The sequence below is a fragment of the Caenimonas aquaedulcis genome, from assembly GCF_015831345.1.
Lineage (GTDB): Bacteria > Pseudomonadota > Gammaproteobacteria > Burkholderiales > Burkholderiaceae_C > Ramlibacter > Ramlibacter aquaedulcis.
In genome coordinates this window covers 3,171,624-3,188,994 of record NZ_JADWYS010000001.1, presented here as the reverse complement: position 1 = coordinate 3,188,994, position 17,371 = coordinate 3,171,624, and the positions used below count along the sequence as shown (strand labels likewise).

General features: G+C 67.6%; 16 protein-coding genes and 1 riboswitch. Of the genes, 9 read left to right on the top strand and 7 right to left on the bottom strand.

Annotated features, from left to right (window positions below):
- The first annotated feature begins 3 nt into the window (after window positions 1–3).
- The 5 genes from I5803_RS15300 (at window position 4) to I5803_RS15280 (ending at window position 6,263) form a co-directional block, all read left to right on the top strand.
- Window positions 4–480, top strand: coding sequence for a MarR family winged helix-turn-helix transcriptional regulator (locus I5803_RS15300; RefSeq protein WP_196987194.1), 477 nt, complete (start codon window positions 4–6; stop codon window positions 478–480).
- 3 nt (window positions 481–483) lie between these two features.
- Window positions 484–2,109, top strand: coding sequence for an AMP-binding protein (locus I5803_RS15295; protein ID WP_196987193.1), 1,626 nt, complete (start codon window positions 484–486; stop codon window positions 2,107–2,109).
- 184 nt (window positions 2,110–2,293) lie between these two features.
- Window positions 2,294–3,526, top strand: coding sequence for a type II secretion system inner membrane protein GspF (gene gspF / locus I5803_RS15290; protein WP_196987192.1), 1,233 nt, complete (start codon window positions 2,294–2,296; stop codon window positions 3,524–3,526).
- 9 nt (window positions 3,527–3,535) lie between these two features.
- Window positions 3,536–4,438, top strand: a complete 903-nt coding sequence (locus I5803_RS15285) for a 5'-nucleotidase (RefSeq protein WP_196987191.1) — start codon at window positions 3,536–3,538, stop codon at window positions 4,436–4,438.
- Between the two features lie 67 nt (window positions 4,439–4,505).
- The gene (locus tag I5803_RS15280; RefSeq protein WP_196987190.1) at window positions 4,506–6,263 is read left to right on the top strand and encodes an ABC transporter ATP-binding protein/permease; all 1,758 of its coding nucleotides are present in this window, start codon (window positions 4,506–4,508) and stop codon (window positions 6,261–6,263) included.
- A gap of 15 nt (window positions 6,264–6,278) precedes the next feature.
- Here the strand turns inward: I5803_RS15280 and queC are convergent, their stop codons facing one another.
- Both queC and I5803_RS15270 read right to left on the bottom strand, forming a co-directional pair.
- Complete coding sequence (gene queC, locus I5803_RS15275) at window positions 6,279–6,980, bottom strand: 7-cyano-7-deazaguanine synthase QueC (protein WP_196987189.1); 702 nt, start codon at window positions 6,978–6,980, stop codon at window positions 6,279–6,281.
- A 4-nt stretch (window positions 6,981–6,984) separates the two neighbouring features.
- Window positions 6,985–7,938 (bottom strand): DMT family transporter, encoded by a 954-nt coding sequence (locus I5803_RS15270; protein ID WP_196987188.1) that lies wholly within the window; start codon window positions 7,936–7,938, stop codon window positions 6,985–6,987.
- A gap of 58 nt (window positions 7,939–7,996) precedes the next feature.
- Window positions 7,997–8,154: riboswitch (FMN riboswitch) on the top strand.
- Window positions 8,155–8,256: 102 nt separating this feature from the next.
- On the opposite strand from I5803_RS15270, the gene ribB reads away from it, so the two are divergent.
- Window positions 8,257–8,919, top strand: a complete 663-nt coding sequence (gene ribB, locus I5803_RS15265; RefSeq protein WP_196987187.1) for a 3,4-dihydroxy-2-butanone-4-phosphate synthase — start codon at window positions 8,257–8,259, stop codon at window positions 8,917–8,919.
- Window positions 8,920–8,934: 15 nt separating this feature from the next.
- Here the strand turns inward: ribB and I5803_RS15260 are convergent, their stop codons facing one another.
- Both I5803_RS15260 and I5803_RS15255 read right to left on the bottom strand, forming a co-directional pair.
- Window positions 8,935–9,444, bottom strand: coding sequence for a universal stress protein (locus I5803_RS15260; RefSeq protein WP_196987186.1), 510 nt, complete (start codon window positions 9,442–9,444; stop codon window positions 8,935–8,937).
- 36 nt (window positions 9,445–9,480) lie between these two features.
- The gene (locus I5803_RS15255; RefSeq protein WP_196987185.1) at window positions 9,481–11,070 is read right to left on the bottom strand and encodes a sensor histidine kinase; all 1,590 of its coding nucleotides are present in this window, start codon (window positions 11,068–11,070) and stop codon (window positions 9,481–9,483) included.
- A 236-nt stretch (window positions 11,071–11,306) separates the two neighbouring features.
- Between I5803_RS15255 and groES the strand changes: the two genes are divergently transcribed.
- A complete protein-coding gene (groES, locus tag I5803_RS15250; RefSeq protein ID WP_196987184.1) occupies window positions 11,307–11,603 on the top strand; it encodes a co-chaperone GroES in 297 nt (98 codons plus the stop codon).
- Between the two features lie 60 nt (window positions 11,604–11,663).
- Complete coding sequence (gene groL, locus I5803_RS15245) at window positions 11,664–13,313, top strand: chaperonin GroEL (protein ID WP_196987183.1); 1,650 nt, start codon at window positions 11,664–11,666, stop codon at window positions 13,311–13,313.
- 136 nt (window positions 13,314–13,449) lie between these two features.
- On the opposite strand, the gene I5803_RS15240 is transcribed toward groL, so the two are convergent.
- Entirely contained in the window at window positions 13,450–13,818 is a 369-nt protein-coding gene (locus I5803_RS15240; protein WP_196987182.1) for a DUF805 domain-containing protein, read from the bottom strand.
- A 118-nt stretch (window positions 13,819–13,936) separates the two neighbouring features.
- Between I5803_RS15240 and I5803_RS15235 the strand changes: the two genes are divergently transcribed.
- On the top strand, window positions 13,937–14,842 hold the full coding sequence (locus I5803_RS15235; protein WP_196987181.1) for a cupredoxin domain-containing protein: 906 nt from the start codon (window positions 13,937–13,939) through the stop codon (window positions 14,840–14,842).
- On the opposite strand, the gene pgi is transcribed toward I5803_RS15235, so the two are convergent.
- Window positions 14,839–16,389, bottom strand: a complete 1,551-nt coding sequence (pgi, locus tag I5803_RS15230) for a glucose-6-phosphate isomerase (RefSeq protein WP_196987180.1) — start codon at window positions 16,387–16,389, stop codon at window positions 14,839–14,841. The genes I5803_RS15235 and pgi overlap by 4 nt on opposite strands.
- On the bottom strand, window positions 16,386–17,336 hold the full coding sequence (tal, locus tag I5803_RS15225; protein ID WP_196987179.1) for a transaldolase: 951 nt from the start codon (window positions 17,334–17,336) through the stop codon (window positions 16,386–16,388). Before tal ends, pgi begins: the two co-directional genes overlap by 4 nt.
- Window positions 17,337–17,371: the final 35 nt, after the last annotated feature.

The window sequence follows — 17,371 nt, the reverse complement described above, 5'->3', positions numbered from 1 at the left end:
CCCATGGACATGGAAGCCAGAGCCCACAGCGAGCATCCGGAGGCCCTGCGGCTGTGGCTGCGCCTGCTCACGTGCACGCAGATCGTCGAAAAGCAGGTGCGCAGCCAGCTGCGCGAGCGCTTCGACACCACCCTTCCCCGCTTCGACCTGATGGCCCAGCTCGAACGCGCGCCCGACGGGCTGAAGATGAACGAGCTGTCGCGGCGGATGATGGTCACGGGCGGCAACGTCACGGGCATCACCGACCAGCTGGTGTCCGAGGGCCTGGTCGACCGCGTCGACGTCGAGGGGGACCGCCGGGCCTACCGCGTGCGCCTCACCCCCAAGGGCCGCAAGCTGTTCCACGAGATGGCGCGCCAGCACGAAAGCTGGATCGTGGACGCCTTCGCCGGGCTGAACGACAAGGACATCGCCACGCTGCACAAGCTGCTGGGCAAGGTGAAGGACCACGCGCAGGCGCGCACCGAAGCGGCGGTCTGACCCATGGCAGCGGCTGTACCTTCCGCGCAAACCGATCGCTTCGCGCACGATCGCCTGCCCGCCGCGCACCAGCTGGCGCAGATGCGCTACGACCTGTCCGAACTCCGTCTGCCCGCGCAGCTGAACCTGGTGGACGTGCTCCTGGACCAGGCACCCGCGAAGGGATTCGGCGACCGGCCCATGCTGCGTTCCAGCCGCATCACCCTGAGCTACGAGGACGTGCGCGACCGCGTGGACCGCATCTGCCGCGTGCTGACGGAAGACCTGGGCCTCGTGCCCGGCAACCGCGTGCTGCTGCGCGGCGGCAACAGCATCGGCCTGGCGCTCGCGTGGCTCGCGGTAGTCAAGGCCGGCCTGATCGCGGTCGCCACGATGCCGCTGCTGCGAGCACGCGAGCTCGGCGACATCATCGACAAGGCCCAGCCCACCGTGGCGCTGTGCGACGCGAGGCTGCTGGAGGAACTGGAACTCGCGCGCAAGGACCGGCCGGTGCTGGCGACGGTGGTCGCGTTCAATGCGCCGGACCAGCCCGGATCGCTCGCGGTGCGTGCCGCGCAGAAGGACGGCGGCTTCACCGCCTGCCCGACCAGCGCCGACGACATCGCGATGCTCGCCTTCACCTCCGGCACCACCGGCAAACCCAAGGCCGCGATGCACACGCACCGCGACGTCATCGCCGCGTGCGAAGCCTGGCCGCGCCACGTGCTGCGCGCGACGCCCGAGGACATCGTGGTCGGCTCGCCGCCGCTCGCGTTCACCTTCGGGCTGGGCGGCCTGCTGGTGTTCCCGATGTGGGCCGGGGCGAGCGTCTACTTCCCCGACGCACCGTACACGCCCGAATCGATGGTGCGCACGATCAACGAGACCGGCGCGACCATCTGCTACACCGCGCCGACCTTCTACCGGCAGATGGCGCCCTTCGCGCGCGAGCACGGCGTCGGCCGGCTGCGGACCTGCGTGAGCGCCGGCGAAGGCCTGCCCGACGCGACCCGCCAGCTGTGGAAGCAGGCGAGCGGCATCGAGATGACCGACGGCATCGGCGCGACGGAGATGTTCCACATCTTCATCTCCTCGCCGCCGGAAGACGTTCGCCCCGGCGCGATCGGCAAAGCCGTTCCCGGCTACACCGCGAAGGTCGTGGACGACGAAGGACGCGAGGTGCCGCGCGGCACGATCGGCAAGCTCGCGGTGATCGGCCCGACGGGCTGCAAGTACCTCGACGACGCGCGCCAGTCCAACTACGTGAAGGACGGCTGGAACTATCCGGGCGATGCGTTCATGCAGGATGCGGACGGGTACTTCTTCTACCAGGCACGCGCCGACGACATGATCATCACGTCCGGCTACAACGTCGGCGGCCCCGAAGTCGAGGATGCGCTGCTGCGCCACCCCGCGGTGGCGGAGTGCGGCGTGATCGGCAAGCCCGACGACGAGCGCGGGATGATCGTGAAGGCCTTTTGCGTCCTGAAACCCGGGCATACGGGCGATGCGGCCATGACGAAGGCACTGCAGGACCACGTGAAGGCGTCGATCGCGCCGTTCAAGTACCCGCGCGAGATCGAGTTCGTGGCGGCGCTGCCGAGGACGGAGACGGGGAAGCTGCAGCGGTTCAAGTTGCGGCAATCCTGAGGTTACTGCGGACTTCCGGACGCAGAATTCGCGGAGGTCACGCAGAAGGAAGACAAGAAGGATTCAAGATTTCACTGGATGTTCTTCCCGAATTTCTTCTGCGTAACTTCTGCGAATTCTGCGTCCGGAAAGATCTGGGCCACGTGCCTGGCCGCCATGCGCCTGTCGCGCGGATAATCGGCCCATGCCCGCCTATTCTTTCGAAGCCCTCGACGCCCAAGGCGAAACACGCAAGGGCGTGATGGAGGCCGACACCGCCAAGGCGGTGCGGACCCTCCTTCGCGGCCAGGCGCTCGTGCCGCTGCAGGTGGTGCCGGTCAGCGCAGGCGTCGCCGCCAACGAACAATCCTTCGGCTGGAGCCAGCGGACCTTCAGCCGCCCGGTCTTCAGCGCGACCGGGCTGGCCATCTGGACGCGGCAGCTCGCCGGCCTCGTCACCTCCGGCCTGCCGCTGGAGCGCGCCTTGACGGCTCTCACCGATGAGTCCGAGAACGAACGCGAAAAGCACGTCGTCGCGGCCCTGCGCGCGGAAGTCAACGCGGGCTCGCCGTTCGCCAAGGCGCTCGCGCGATTTCCTCGCGAGTTCCCGGAGATCTACACCGCCGTGGTCGGCGCCGGCGAGCAGAGCGGCAACCTCGGCCTCGTGCTCGAACGCCTGGCCGACGACCTCGAAGAGCGGCAGGCGCTCAAGGCGAAGCTGCTCGGCGCCGCGCTCTACCCCGCGATCGTCACCGTCGTCGCCATCGCCATCGTGCTGTTCCTCGTCGCGTACGTCGTGCCGCAGGTGGCCAACGTGTTCGCGGGAACGAAGCGCGCCCTGCCCTTCCTCACCGTCGCGATGCTCGCCTTCAGCGGGCTCGTGCGCAACTGGGGCTGGCTCGTGGCTCTGATCCTGGCCGCGGGCACCGTGGTGCTGCGCTTTTCGCTGCGCAACGAAGCCACGCGCGAAGCATTCGACGCCGGCTGGCTCAAGCTGCCGCTGGTCGGCCGGCTTTCTCGCGGCTATAACGCCGCTCGTTTCGCGAGCACGCTCGCGATGCTGTCGGGCGCGGGCGTTCCGATCCTGAAGTCCCTGCAGGCCGCGGCGGAGACGCTTTCCAATCGCGCGATGCGCGCCGACGCGATGGACGCGCTGGTGCTGGTGCGGGAGGGCGCGCCGCTCGCCTCCGCGATGGCGCAGAAAAAGCGCTTCCCCGGCCTGCTCTCGATGTTCGCGCGCATGGGCGAGCAGACGGGCCAGCTGCCCGCGATGCTGCAACGCGCCGCGAACCAGCTGTCCGCCGAAGTGCAGCGCCGCGCGATGCAGCTCGCGACCATCCTGGAGCCGCTGCTGATCGTCGGCATGGGCTTCGTCGTGATGCTCATCGTGCTGGCCGTGCTGCTGCCCATCATCCAGCTCAACCAGTTCATCAAGTGAGCGCCGGTCATGGCCGTGACCCTCGATAACAAGCTGGTCGTCGCGATCTCCTCGCGCGCGCTCTTCAATTTCGAGGAAGAGAACGCGCTGTTCGAAAGCGGCGAAGCCAAGGCCTACATGGAACTGCAGCTGCAGCGCCTGGACCTGCCGGCGCGCCCGGGCATCGCCTTCTCGCTGATCAAGAAGCTGCTCGCCTTCAACGAGCCGGACGCGCAGCGCGTGGAAGTGGTGATCCTCTCGCGCAACGACCCGGTGTCGGGCATGCGCATCTTCCGCTCGGGCCTGGCCAACGAGATCAAGCTGCAGCGCGGCGTGTTCACGCAGGGGCGCCCGCCCTTTCGCTACCTCAAGCCCCTGGGCGCGCACCTGTTCCTCTCCGCGAATGCCGAAGACGTGCGGGAGGCGCTCGCGGCGGGCTTTCCCGCGGCGCGCGTGCTGACCGAGTCGGTGCTGGCGGGCAGCAACTACCCGCACGAGGTGCGCATCGCCTTCGACGGGGACGCGGTGCTGTTTTCCGACGAGGCGGAGCGCGTCTACCAGGACCAGGGCCTGGACGCCTTCCAGCAGCACGAATCGAGCAAGGCCGCGATGCCGCTGCCCGAAGGGCCTTTCAAGCCGCTGCTGGCGGCGCTGCACCGGCTGCAGCAGGCCGGCACGCCGCAGATGCGCATCCGCACCGCCCTGGTGACGGCGCGCAGCGCGCCCGCGCACGAACGCGCGATCCGCACGCTGATGCAGTGGGACATCCACGTGGACGAGGCGATGTTCCTCGGCGGCCTGCCCAAGGGCGAGTTCCTCAAGGAGTTCGAGCCCGACTTCTTCTTCGACGACCAGACCGGCCACGTGAACCACGCGGCGCGCCATGTGCCCTCGGGCCACGTCGCGAGCGGCATCTCGAACGCTTCGCCCTGACGCCGCGCTGACCCGGTCCGCGCGGACACGGCCCGCGCTACGATGCCTGCTTCCCACGAGGCACCGCATGAACACACTGGCCAGGATCCATACCGTGCAGGGCGCGGCGCGCAAGATCTGGGCTCTCACCACGCCCTATTTCAGCTCCGAGGAAAAGTGGAAGGCGCGCGGGATGCTCGCGGCGATCGTCATCCTCAACCTCGCGAGCGTCTACATGCTCGTGCTGATGAACGAGTGGAACCGCGTGTTCTACGACGCCCTGCAGGAGAAGGACCAGCCGGTGTTCTGGGCCCAGGTCTGGCGCTTCACCTACCTTGCCTTCGGGCTGATCGTCATCGGCGTCTACAAGTTCTACCTCACGCAGCTGCTCGAGGTGCGCTGGCGCGCGTGGATGACGACGCATTACCTGGACCGCTGGCTGACGGGGCAGGCGTTCTACCGCATGGAGCTGGGCCGCTTCTCCAACGCGGGCATCGCGGACAACCCCGACCAGCGCATCCAGGAGGACCTCAGGCTCTTCACGGACTACAGCCTGCGCCTCACCCTCGGGCTCATGAACGCCCTCGTCACGCTCGTGACCTTCGTCGGCATCCTGTGGTCGCTGTCGGGCAACTTCACGTTCGACTTCGGCGGCAGCACCTACGTGCTGCACGGCTTCATGGTGTGGGCCGCGCTCGCGTACTGCATCGCGGGCAGCGTCATCACCCACTACATCGGGCGGCCGCAGATCCGCCTGAACTTCGAGCAGCAGCGGCTCGAGGCGAACTTCCGCCATCACATGATCCGCGTGCGCGAATACAGCGAAGCGATCGCGCTCGACAAGGGAGAAAAGGTCGAGCAGGCGCACCTGGAACTGCGCTTCGGCGCGGTGCTCGCGAACTACCTGCGGCTGCTGCGCGCGCGCAAGAACCTCATCTGGTTCAACCTCTTTTTCGGGCAGGCGGCGATCATCTTTCCCCTGGTGGTGCCCGCGCAGCGCTACTTCAGCGGCGCGATCCAGCTCGGCGTCCTGATGCAGATTTCATCGACCTTCGGCTCGGTGCAGGATTCGCTCGCCTGGTTCGCGGACAACTATGCGGAGCTCGCCGTGTGGCGCGCGACGGCGGACCGCCTCACGAGTTTCGAGGACAGCGTGCAGGCGCAGGCGACGGCGGCCATGCCGGCAATGGCGCGCACGGGCAACGATCTCGCCGCGCAGGACCTGACACTTGCACTCCCGGATGGAACGCAACTCCTCTCGGGGCTGACGCTCGCCGCGCAGGCAGGCGACAACGTCCTCATCCAGGGACCGTCCGGCAGCGGCAAATCGACGCTGTTCCGTGCGTTCTCCGGCATCTGGCCGTTCGCGAAAGGACGCATCGACATGCCAGCGGACACCATGAGCATCCCGCAGAACCCGTACTTCCCCGACGGCCCCCTGCGCGAGGCGCTCGCCTATCCGGAGCCGGCGAGCCGCTACAGCGACGACGAACTGCGCAAGGCCCTGGACGACGCGCTGCTGCCGCAGCTCGCGAGCCGCCTCGACGACCAGGACGCATGGACGCAGAAGCTCTCGGGCGGCGAGCGCCAGCGCCTCGCGATCGCGCGGGTGTTCCTCAAGCAGCCGGCGTGGGTGCTCGCGGACGAAGCGACGAGCGCGCTGGACGAGCCGGCGGAGCAGGCGCTGTACACGAGGCTCGTGGACATGGTGAAGCACAACGGCGGCTCGCTCGTGTCGATCGGGCATCGGCCGGCGTTGGCCGCGTTCCACTCCAAGCGCTGGACGATCGCCCCGCAGCCGCAGGGCGCAGGCGCGGGTGCGAGGTTCCGACTCTCGATGGCCTGACGGCCGGCGGGGAGCTCAGGCGCGCGCGGCCTGCCACTTCTCCCAGCCGCGCGCCCGCAGTTCGCACGCCGGGCACTGGCTGCAACCGTAGCCCCAGGCGTGGCGATGTTCGCGGTCGCCGAGGTAGCAGGTATGCGTGTGTTCCACGATCAGGTCCACCAGCGCCATGCCGCCCAGGTCGTGCGCGAGCTGCCAGGTCGCGGCCTTGTCGATCCACATCAGCGGTGTCTCGATGACGATGCGCCTGTCCATCCCCAGCGTGAGCGCGACCTGCATCGCCTTCATCGTGTCGTCCCGGCAATCGGGGTAGCCGGAGAAATCCGTTTCGCACACGCCTGTCACCAGCACCTCGAGCCCGCGGCGATAGGCCAATGCGCCGGCGAGCGTCACGAAGAGCAGGTTGCGCCCGGGCACGAAGGTATTGGGCAGGCCCGATTGCTCCATGCTGAAAGCCATGTCGCGCGTGAGCGACGTTTCGCTCACCTGGCCCAGCACCGACGCATCCAGCAGGTGGTCCTGCCCGAGGCGCGCCGCCCATGCGGGAAACTCCGTGCGGATTCGCGCGAGCACTTCGGTGCGCTGCTGCAACTCGACGCGATGGCGCTGTCCGTAGTCGAAGCCGACGGTTTCCACGCGCTCGTAACGCGAGAGCGCATCGGCCAGGCAGGTGGCGGAGTCCTGGCCGCCGGAGAAAAGGACGAGTGCGGTGGTCTTCATGATGTCAGCGCGCGGCGCCTCGCGTTTCGCGCCGCGCGATCCAGATCGTCGAGGCGCAGATGACCGCGCCGCCGATGAGCGTGGATTGGCTGGGCGTGTCCGAGAACACGATCCAGCCGAGCAGCGACGCCCAGACGAGGTCGAGGAACTTCACCGATTGCGTGGCTGAAATGTCCGCGACGCTGAAGGAACGCGTGAGGCAGTAGTGGCCGGTGCTGCCGAGCAGCCCGCACAGCAGGAAGGCGGCCCACTGCCATGCCGTGGGCCACTGCCACCCGGGAATCGCGAGCGGCAGGCTGAGCAGCATGATGGTGATCGACTGCCACAGGACGATCACCTCGGGGCGCTCGTAGCGCGTGAGGCCCTTCGTGATGAGGAAGGAGGCGGCGAACACCGGCGCGGAAGCGAGCATCAGCAAACTGTAGCCGCCTCCCGCCGCGGCGAGCTTGGGGGCCACCACGATCAGCACGCCCGTGAAGCCGATGAGCGAGGCCAGCCAGCGCTCCCAGCGCATCTTCTCGCCGAAGAACCAGGCGGCGCCGAGCATGATGAAGATAGGGCCGGTGAAGCCGATCGCGGTGGTGTCCGCGAGCGTGATGTGCGGGATGGCGGTGAACCACATGCACAGCCCCAGCGTGTGCACGATGCCGCGCACGAACTGCCCGCGGATGCTCTGCGGCATGTAGGCGCGCCAGCCCGCGCGCGCGACCAGCGGCAACATCACGAGGAGGCCGAAGACGTAGCGCAGGAATTGGGTCTGGAAGGGGGTGAGCTGGAACACGAGCCCGCGCATGAGCGTGTTGAGCAGGGAGAAGATCACGCCGGCCGCGGTGGCCCAGATGAGCGCGCGCAGCACCGGGTCGAGCCGGGAGGCGCGCCGCTGCGTCACCGAGGCGCGGCGCCACAGCACGTGGCGCTTCGCGCGGGCACCGCCTCCGACTCCACGGCCTGTCTCCATGGCTGGGACTATACGTCGCGAAGGTGCCTGCGCGGCTTTTCGCGCGGGGCTATATTGCAGGGGTCTTCAGGGCGGGGTGGAATTCCCCACCGGCGGTAGGTGGCGCAAGCCACGAGCCCGCGAGCGCGTCCGACCGGGTCAGATCCCGCCGGATGGTCAGCAGATCCAGTTCGATGCTGGAGCCGACGGTCACAGTCCGGATGAAAGAAGATTCGCCGCGGTTCGCCGCGGCGTTGAGCTGCCGCGTGCCTTCGCGAGGAGGTGCGCTGCGGCGTTCTTGAGCCTTGGGGCGCTTTGTTCAACCAACAGGAGCGTTTCATGCAAGTGGTTTCCCCTTCCCCCCTCCCCTCTCCCGGGCCCGCCGGCCACGTCGTCGAGCTCGCCCCGATGCCGGACGTGATCGAGCAGATCCGCCTCGGCCGGCCGGTGCTCGTGCTCGACGATGCGCAGCGCGAGAACGAGGCCGACATCGTTTGCGCCGCCGAGCTCTGCACACCCGAAGTGATGGCGATGATGATCCGCGACGGCAGCGGCATCGTGTGCCTGTGCATCAAGCCCGGGCAGGCGAGCGCGCTAAAGCTGCGGCCGATGGTCGAGGTGAACCGCTCGCGCTACGCGACGGCCTTCACGCAGTCGATCGAGGCAACGCACGGCATCACGACCGGCGTTTCCGCCGCCGACCGGGTGCAGACGATCCAGTGCGCGCTGCGCTCCACGCTGGAGCACAGCGAGATCGCGAGCCCGGGCCACGTCTTTCCGCTGATCGCCCGCGAAGGCGGCACGCTCGAGCGCGACGGCCACACCGAATCGGCCGTCGACCTGCCGATGCTCGCGGGGCTCGCGCCCGCGGGCGTGCTGTGCGAGCTGATGAATCCAGACGGCACGATGGCGCATGGCGAACAGGTCACGCGCTTCGCGCGCGAGAACGGGCTTGCCTGCACGACGGTGGCGGCCATCGCCGCCTGGCGGCGCGCGCACTGAGCGGCCGCGCGCGCCTCAGGCCAGGCCGATGACGACTTCGGGGTCGGCCGGGCGCGAGGTGTCGTGCCGCGCGAACTCGCCCGCGGCGTCGAACGCCGCGTGCTTCACCACGGTGACCGGAATGCTGGACGTCTCGGCGAGCACCTGCGACACCGAGCCGAGGTGCGTGCCCAGCAGGCCGCCGTGTCCACGCGCGCCGACGATGATCGCGTCGCAGGAGAAGCGCTCGGCGATGTCGAGCAGCGTGTGCGCCGGGTCGCCCGATGCGATTTCGCATTCGTAGCTCGCGCCGGCGGCGTTGCACAGTTCGCGCGCGCGCTCGAGCAGGTGGTCACCGGCGCTCGCCGTCATGCCCTGCACGCGCTCGGGGTCACGGATGGTGAGTAGTTCGTAGAGCGACGCGGGCTCCTGCACGTTGGCCAGGACGAATTCGGCTTCCAGTCCCTGGCGCCGCAATGCCAGCGCGTGCCGCACCGCGTCCAGCGAGAGTTCGGAGCCGTCGACGGCGATGAGGATCTTCTGCATGGGGCACTCCAGTTCCGGTGTGGCCATGGCACAAGACTAGTCCGCTTGGGCTGCCGGCGCAAGGGGCGGTGACGCGACGCGCGTCTTGGGCAGCGTGAAGCAGAAGGCCGCACCGGCACCCGGGCTCGATTCGACCCAGATGCGGCCCCCATGCCGCTCCACGATCTTCTTGCAGATCGACAGCCCGATGCCCGTGCCCTCGTAGCGCGTGCGGTCGTGCAGGCGCTGGAACACCACGAAGATCCGCTGGAAGTCCTGCGGCCGGATGCCGATGCCGTTGTCCGTCACCGACATCCGCCACTCCTCCCCGAGGTCCACCGCTTCGATACGGATGAGCGGCTCGTCCGCCCCCCGGAATTTCAATGCGTTGCCCACGAGGTTCTGGAACAGCTGCATCATCGCGACCGGCTCGGCGTCCAGCGTCGGCAACGGCCCCCGCTCGATCACGGCGTGGCTGTCGCGAATCGCATGCGCGAGGTTGGCGAGCGCATCGTCCAGCGCGCGGTCCAGGGCGGTCGCCTGGCGGGGCGCGGCGCTGCGCCCCGCGCGCGAATATTCGAGCAGCGCGTCGATGAGCAGCTTCATCCGCTTGGCGCCGTCGACGATGAATCCCATGAATTCGCGCGCATCGTCGTCGAGCCTGTCGCCGTAGCGGCGATGGAGGAGTTGCGCGTAGCTCGTCATCATGCGCAGGGGTTCCGACAGGTCGTGCGAAGTCACGTAGCCGAATTGCTCGAGGTCCTCGTTCGATCGCGCGAGCTCCTCCAGGTGGCGCTTGAGCTGCCGCTCCGCCGCCTTTCGCTCCGTAATGTCGCGCACGTGCACGATGACCAGCCACTCCCCTTCGGAGCGGATGGCGCGGCGCGCCTTTTCGATGACCAGCACCTTTCCGCCGGGCTGCTCCCGGCGGACTTCTTCCATCACGGAATTGGGATAGGCCGCGATCGCGGCGTCGCACCGCGCCCGCAAGTCCGCGGCGTTGAAATCCCAGCCCACCGGCCCGATGCGCATCAGCTCTTCGCGCGAGACGCCGTCCATGCGGCACGCCCGCTCGTTGACGTCGACGAACACCAGCCGCTGTGGGTCCACCAGGTAGATCGCCTCGTCCGAGTCGTCCAGGGCGCGCTTGAAGAGTTCGAACCGGGACTGCGCCGCGCGCCGCTCGCTGATGTCGCGTATCAGGCTGATGACGATCCAGCGGTCGCCTGAGAGGATGGCGCGCCGGGTGAACTCGGCCCAGAAAGTCGTGCCGTCCCTGCGCCTCACTTCCATTTCCTGCGCGCGCGGGTTCAGGTGGTCGTCGATGGTGCGCTGGATGACCTGCCGCACGCGCTCGTACTGAGAGGACGCGCCCGGGTCGCCGCCGTCGTCGGACATCCACGCCAGGCACTCGACCGGCCCGAGCCGCATCAACTCCTCGCGGGGAAGGTGGAACAGCCGGGCGGCCGTGTTGTTCACGTATTCGTAGCGAAGGCTCTGCGCGTCCGTCACCACCACCCCTTCCCCGGCGTCGTCCACCGCGGCCAGGAGCATGTGAACGAGGCCGGGGGCGAGCGGAGGCTGAACGTCCGGGCCGCCGGCCGCCGGGATCACGGATTCGTTGCCAATGCCTGGGGTGGAATCCAAGTGCGCTTTCCCTTGTCGTGCGTGAGCTGGCAGTATCCGCGACAGTCTATTTATTCGCTACCGTGCTCCCCTCAAGAAAGGGATTGACCCGTCGGGCTTGAATCTCCGCCAAAACCCCTTATCATTAGCACTCGCAGGAATTGAGTGCTAACAGCAGAGCTCAACCTCAAAGTTAACTAGCGCTAACTTCGTTGGCCCTTTTTGATGCCCCACAGTTTCTAGTCAAAGGAGATGCAATGAAACTTCGCCCCCTCGCCGATCGCGTGATCGTCAAGCGTATCGACAGCGAAACCAAGACCGCTTCCGGAATCGTCATTCCCGACGCCGCCGCCGAAAAGCCGGACCAGGGCGAAGTCCTGGCCGTCGGCCCCGGCAAGAAGTCCGACAAGGGCGATCTCGTCGCCATGAACGTCAAGGTGGGCGACCGCGTCCTCTTCGGCAAGTACTCGGGCCAGACCGTCAAGGTCGACGGCGACGAGCTGCTGGTCATGAAGGAAGACGACCTCTTCGCCGTGGTGGAAAACACCAAGTAATTTGTTGGCGGGACAGGCCTCACCGCCGTCCCCGACTCACTGAATCAAGGAGCTATTCAAATGGCAGCTAAAGACGTTATTTTCGGCGGCGAAGCCCGCGCGCGCATGGTCGAGGGTGTGAACATCCTGGCCAACGCAGTCAAGGTGACCCTGGGCCCGAAGGGCCGCAACGTGGTCCTCGAGCGCTCCTTCGGCGCTCCCACCGTGACCAAGGACGGTGTGTCCGTGGCCAAGGAAATCGAGCTGAAGGACAAGCTCCAGAACATGGGCGCCCAGATGGTCAAGGAAGTCGCTTCCAAGACGTCCGACATCGCCGGTGACGGCACGACGACGGCCACCGTCCTCGCGCAGGCCATCGTCCGCGAAGGCATGAAGTACGTGGCCGCGGGCATGAACCCGATGGACCTGAAGCGCGGCATCGACAAGGCCGTCACGGCCCTGGTCGCCGAGCTGAAGAAGGCCTCCAAGGCCACCACCACGTCCAAGGAAATCGCGCAGGTCGGCTCCATCTCGGCCAACAGCGACGAGACCATCGGCAAGATCATCGCTGACGCGATGGACAAGGTCGGCAAGGAAGGCGTGATCACCGTCGAAGACGGCAAGTCGCTCGACTCCGAGCTGGAAGTCGTCGAAGGGATGCAGTTCGACCGCGGCTACCTCTCCCCCTACTTCATCAACAACCCCGAGAAGCAATCGGCGCTGCTGGACAACCCCTTCGTGCTGCTGTACGACAAGAAGGTGTCCAACATCCGTGACCTGCTGCCGATCCTGGAGCAGGTCGCCAAGGCCGGCCGTCCGCTGCTGGTGATCGCCGAGGAAGTCGAAGGCGAAGCCCTCGCGACCCTGGTGGTCAACACGATCCGCGGCATCCTGAAGGTCGTCGCCGTCAAGGCCCCGGGCTTCGGCGACCGCCGCAAGGCTATGCTCGAAGACATCGCCATCCTCACGGGCGGCAAGGTCATCGCGGAAGAAGTCGGCCTCACGCTCGAGAAGGTCACGCTGGCCGACCTCGGCCAGGCCAAGCGCATCGAAGTGGGCAAGGAAAACACGACGATCATCGACGGCGCCGGCGCCGGCGGCGACATCGAGGCACGCGTGAAGCAGATCCGCGTGCAGATCGAGGAAGCCACCAGCGACTACGACCGCGAGAAGCTGCAAGAGCGCGTGGCCAAGCTGGCCGGCGGTGTGGCCGTGATCAAGGTCGGCGCTGCCACCGAAGTCGAGATGAAGGAAAAGAAGGCCCGCGTGGAAGACGCGCTGCACGCGACCCGTGCCGCCGTCGAAGAAGGCATCGTGGCCGGTGGCGGCGTCGCGCTGCTGCGCGCCAAGCAGGCTGCCGGCGCCATCAAGGGCGACAACCCCGACCAGGAAGCCGGCATCAAGCTGGTGCTGCGCGCGATCGAAGCGCCCCTGCGCGAGATCGTCTACAACGCCGGCGGCGAGCCGAGCGTGGTCGTGAACGCGGTGCTGAACGGCAAGGGCAACTACGGCTTCAACGCCGCCAACGACACCTATGGCGACATGATCGAAATGGGTATCCTGGACCCGACCAAGGTGACGCGCACGGCGCTGCAGAACGCGGCTTCCGTCTCTTCGCTGATGCTCACGACCGAAGCCATGGTCGCCGAGGCGCCGAAGGAAGAGGCTCCTGCCGGCGGCATGCCTGGCGGCATGGGCGGTATGGGTGGCATGGGCGGGATGGACATGTAAGTCCATTCACCCGAAAAACGCTTTGCGTTTTTCGGGTGCTCTAGTCAGATGAAAAAAGCCGGCGTGAAGCCGGCTTTTTTCATGGGTGTTCGCGCTGCGTGTTACTTCGCGCGAACCTTGCCTCTAGAGGTCCCGTTTACTGCGGGCCAGGCATGACCGTGGGGGCGTCGGGGGCTGCCATTTGGCCGCCATACTCGTTGGCCGGGCCGCTCGGCTGCACGAAGAAATAGATCAGGACCAGCCAGCCGACGAAGGGGATCAGGCCGATCAGCAGGAACCAGCCGCTCTTGCCGATGTCATGCAGGCGGCGCGCGCCCACGGCGAGGGCGGGCAGCAGCAGCGCGAGGCAGGCGATGCCGTAGAGCACATGGCTCACCATGCCGATGATCGCCAGCACGACGAACTGGAACAGCGCAAACCACCAGAACTCCGCGCGGTCGGCGCGGCCCTTGAACTCGGCGTACTTGTTGAAGCAGGTCTTGACCGCAGCCATCATTTCATCCATGAAACTTCTCCTCGTTGTGGTGAAACCACGCGGATGATAGGGCCAAGCGGGCGCGGCGAACAGCCCCCGCGGGCCCACCGCTTGACCTTCCCACGGTGTCAAGCCTGAAGATGACTCCATGAACACATCCTTCCAGCGCGAGCACCTGGCGATGCTCCTCAAATACGCCGGCATCAGCTTCATTTCGGGGGCGGTGAACCACGGCTTTTTCAGCGGCGAGCGCTCCCTGTGGACCGCGGCGGCCGGCATCGTGATGTTCGTCGCGGGGGGCTGGATGGCGCACCGGATGTCCGGCGACAAGGACCACGCCGGCCTGGCCCGCACGCTCGCGTGGGGCACGCTGCTGTCCATCGGCCTGGGCTTCTTCACGGGCGGCCTGCAGCACTTTCCGGACTCGCCGGCCCGCAGCAGCTGGGTGGTGCCCCTGGGCTTCGCGCTCTCCGTGGTGGCGCTGGCCGCGTCGGAGCAACGCGCGTGGCGGCGAGGCGTCGCCGTGTACGGCGTCGCGGGCCTGCTGGTGGTCGGTGCGGCCAGTGTCGCGGCCTGGCAGGCACTGAACGAGACGCGGCCCGCGGTCGCCGAAGCCGCCATGCAGGCGCAGGTGGTGAGCCGCGTGGTCGAAATCCGCATGGACGACACGATGCGCTTTTCCCCCTCCACGCTGCAGGCCCGGGCCGGGGAAACGCTGCGCATCGTCGCGCGCAACGAGGGGAAGCTGGAGCACGAACTGGTGATCGGCGACGATGCGCAGATCGCCGAACACGCCACCGCGATGCAGTCGGGCGCGGCGCATGCCCATGGCGCTGGCGGCGGCCTCGCCGCGGTGCGCGTCGCGCCGGGGCAGGCGGGCGAGCTGGTCGTCACCTTCACGCGCGAAGCGACGCTGCAGCTTGCCTGCCTGGTCCCGGGCCACTACGAAGCGGGGATGCGCGGCTCGCTTGTCGTCGCGCAAGGCCCGGCGGGGGCCGACGCGCCGGCGCACACCGCCCCGCCGGAGCCCGGCCACTCAGGCCATCGGCACTAGCCGCGCAACTTCGCGAGCAGGCCCGCGGTCGATGCGTCCAGGCCTTGCGTGTCGCCGCTCGCAAGGCGCGGCGCGATGTCTTTCGCGAGCACCTTGCCCAGCTCCACGCCCCATTGGTCGAAGCTGTTGATGCCCCAGATGGAGCCGCTCGTGAACACGCGGTGCTCGTACATCGCCACCAGCGCGCCGAAGCTGGCGGGGTCCAGCCGGTCCAGGACGAAGAAAGTGCTCGGTCGATTGCCGGGGAAGTTCTTGTGGCCGCCCGCGTCGGGCTTGCCCTGCATCAGCGCCTGCGCCTGCGCGAGCGCATTCGCGAGCAATTGCTCGTGATGCCCTTCGAGGCTGTGAGCCGCGTCGCGCACCGCGATGAATTCCACCGGCACGACATCCGTGCCCTGGTGCAGCATCTGGAAGTAGGCATGCTGCCCATTGGTGCCCGGTTCGCCCCAGAGCACGGGGGACGTGCCTACGGACAGGGCGCGGCCCTGCGCATCGACCTGCTTGCCATTGCTTTCCATCTCCAGCTGCTGCAGGTAGGCGGGCAGGCGCCGCAGCGCGCTGTGGTACGGGGCAATGCTGCGGCTCGTGAAGCCGTGGAAATTGCGGTACCAGACGTCCAGGAGGCCGAGCCTGGCAGGCAGGTTCTCGAACAGCGGCGCGGTGGCGAAGTGCCTGTCCATCTCGTGCGCGCCGCCGAGCATCGCGCGGAAGTTGTCCGCGCCGATGGCGATCGCGATCGGCAGGCCGATCGCGGACCACATCGAGTAGCGTCCGCCTACCCAGTCCCAGAAGCCGAAGGTCGTCGCGATGCCGAACTCGCCGGCCGCCGCGACATTGGTCGTCAGCGCCGCGAAGTGACGCGCGATGTCCTGGCCGCCCTGCGATTCGAACCAGGCCCTCGCCGAGCGGGCGTTGGTCATGGTCTCGATGGTGGTGAAGGTCTTCGACGCGATGAGGAAGAGCGTCGATTCGGGCTTCACCTGCCGCAGCACCGCGTCGAGCTCGTGGCCGTCGACGTTGGAGACGAAGTGGAAGCGCTTGCCCGGCACCGCGAACTGCGCGAGCGCGATCACGGCCATCTGCGGCCCGAGGTCCGAGCCGCCGATGCCGATGTTGACGACGTCGGTGATCTTCGAATCCGCGCGGACGCGCTGCGCATAGGCGAGCATCGCGTCCAGTGTCGCGTGCACCTCGGCCAGGTCGGCGTCGCCGCTGGAGCCCCTGGGTGCGCGCAGCAGCCAGTGCTTCACGGCGCGCTGCTCGGTGTTGTTGACCGGCTCGCCCGCGAACATCGCGGCGCGGTGGTGTTCGAAGCCGCACTCGCGGGCCAGTTCCATCATCAGCGAACGCACATGGTTGTCGACGAGGTTCTTCGACATGTCGGCGAACACGTGCGGCGCCTGCAGGCTGAAGGACTCGAAGCGTTTCGCGTCGATGCGGAATTCGTCGCGCAGGTCGAACGCGCGGCCCTGCGCGTCGTAGTGGGCGCGCAGCAGGCCCCACGCGACGGTGCGGTCGCAATGCGGGCGGGAGGTGCCGTAGCTCATGCGGCCTCCTTCATCAGCTTGTCGAGCTTCACCGCGTCGGCTGCAAAGGCTCGGATGCCTTCGGCGAGCTTTTCCGTCGCCATGGCGTCCTCGTTCAGTGCAAAGCGGAACGAGGCCTCGTCGTAGCTCGCGGGCTTCAGGTCGAGCTTGCGCGCGGCGTCCGCATCGAGCGCGCGCGACACCGGCGCATCGGAGGCGGCCAGTTGCGCGAGCAATTCGGGGCTGATGGTGAGCAGGTCGCACCCGGCCAGCGCCAGGATCTGGCCCACGTTGCGAAAGCTAGCGCCCATCACTTCCGTCGCGATGCCGAAGTGCTTGTAGTGTTCGTAGATCTGCCGCACCGACTTCACGCCGGGGTCGTTCGCGCCGGAACTCGCCGCCTCATCCCAAGCCGCGCCCGCCGACTTCTTGTACCAGTCGTAGATGCGGCCGACGAAGGGCGAGATCAGCTGGACCTTGGCGGCCCCGCACGCCACCGCCTGGCAAAACGAGAAGAGCAGGGTCAAGTTGGTGTGGATGCCCTGCTGCTCCAGGCGCCGCGCCGCCTCGATGCCTTCCCAGGTGGCAGCGACCTTGATGAGCACGCGGTCGCCGGAGATGCCTTCGTCCCGGTACCACCGGATGATGCGTTCGGCGCGCGCGCAGGACGCTTCGGTGTCGAAGCTCAGGCGCGCGTCCACCTCCGTGGACACGCGGCCCGGGATGGTGGAGAGGATCTCGCGGCCGAAGCGCACGAGCAGCCGGTCCATGATTTCATCGAGCGGCCGCCCCGCGTGCTGCCGGACCGTTTCCTTCAGCAGGGGGGCGTAGTCCGGCTTCTGCACGGCCTTGAGGATGAGCGACGGATTGGTGGTGGCATCCTGCGGCTGGAACTGCGCCAGCTGCCTGAAATCGCCGGTGTCCGCGACGACGGTGGTGTATTGCTTGAGAGCGTCGAGCTGGTTCATCCGGTCATTATCCGGCGCTGCACCTCAGCCGTGGG

What these genes read in the sequence shown, in the direction of transcription:
- pgi (WP_196987180.1), bottom strand. Translation starts at nt 16,389, where the DNA reads ATGAGCTACGGCACCTCCCGCCCGCATTGCGACCGCACCGTCGCGTGG.
- queC (WP_196987189.1), bottom strand. Translation starts at nt 6,980, where the DNA reads ATGAAGACCACCGCACTCGTCCTTTTCTCCGGCGGCCAGGACTCCGCC.
- I5803_RS15235 (WP_196987181.1), top strand. Translation starts at nt 13,937, where the DNA reads ATGAACACATCCTTCCAGCGCGAGCACCTGGCGATGCTCCTCAAATAC.
- I5803_RS15240 (WP_196987182.1), bottom strand. Translation starts at nt 13,818, where the DNA reads ATGGATGAAATGATGGCTGCGGTCAAGACCTGCTTCAACAAGTACGCC.
- I5803_RS15285 (WP_196987191.1), top strand. Translation starts at nt 3,536, where the DNA reads ATGGCCGTGACCCTCGATAACAAGCTGGTCGTCGCGATCTCCTCGCGC.
- I5803_RS15295 (WP_196987193.1), top strand. Translation starts at nt 484, where the DNA reads ATGGCAGCGGCTGTACCTTCCGCGCAAACCGATCGCTTCGCGCACGAT.
- groES (WP_196987184.1), top strand. Translation starts at nt 11,307, where the DNA reads ATGAAACTTCGCCCCCTCGCCGATCGCGTGATCGTCAAGCGTATCGAC.
- ribB (WP_196987187.1), top strand. Translation starts at nt 8,257, where the DNA reads ATGCAAGTGGTTTCCCCTTCCCCCCTCCCCTCTCCCGGGCCCGCCGGC.
- I5803_RS15280 (WP_196987190.1), top strand. Translation starts at nt 4,506, where the DNA reads ATGAACACACTGGCCAGGATCCATACCGTGCAGGGCGCGGCGCGCAAG.
- I5803_RS15300 (WP_196987194.1), top strand. Translation starts at nt 4, where the DNA reads ATGGACATGGAAGCCAGAGCCCACAGCGAGCATCCGGAGGCCCTGCGG.
- groL (WP_196987183.1), top strand. Translation starts at nt 11,664, where the DNA reads ATGGCAGCTAAAGACGTTATTTTCGGCGGCGAAGCCCGCGCGCGCATG.
- I5803_RS15270 (WP_196987188.1), bottom strand. Translation starts at nt 7,938, where the DNA reads ATGGAGACAGGCCGTGGAGTCGGAGGCGGTGCCCGCGCGAAGCGCCAC.
- tal (WP_196987179.1), bottom strand. Translation starts at nt 17,336, where the DNA reads ATGAACCAGCTCGACGCTCTCAAGCAATACACCACCGTCGTCGCGGAC.
- gspF (WP_196987192.1), top strand. Translation starts at nt 2,294, where the DNA reads ATGCCCGCCTATTCTTTCGAAGCCCTCGACGCCCAAGGCGAAACACGC.
- I5803_RS15260 (WP_196987186.1), bottom strand. Translation starts at nt 9,444, where the DNA reads ATGCAGAAGATCCTCATCGCCGTCGACGGCTCCGAACTCTCGCTGGAC.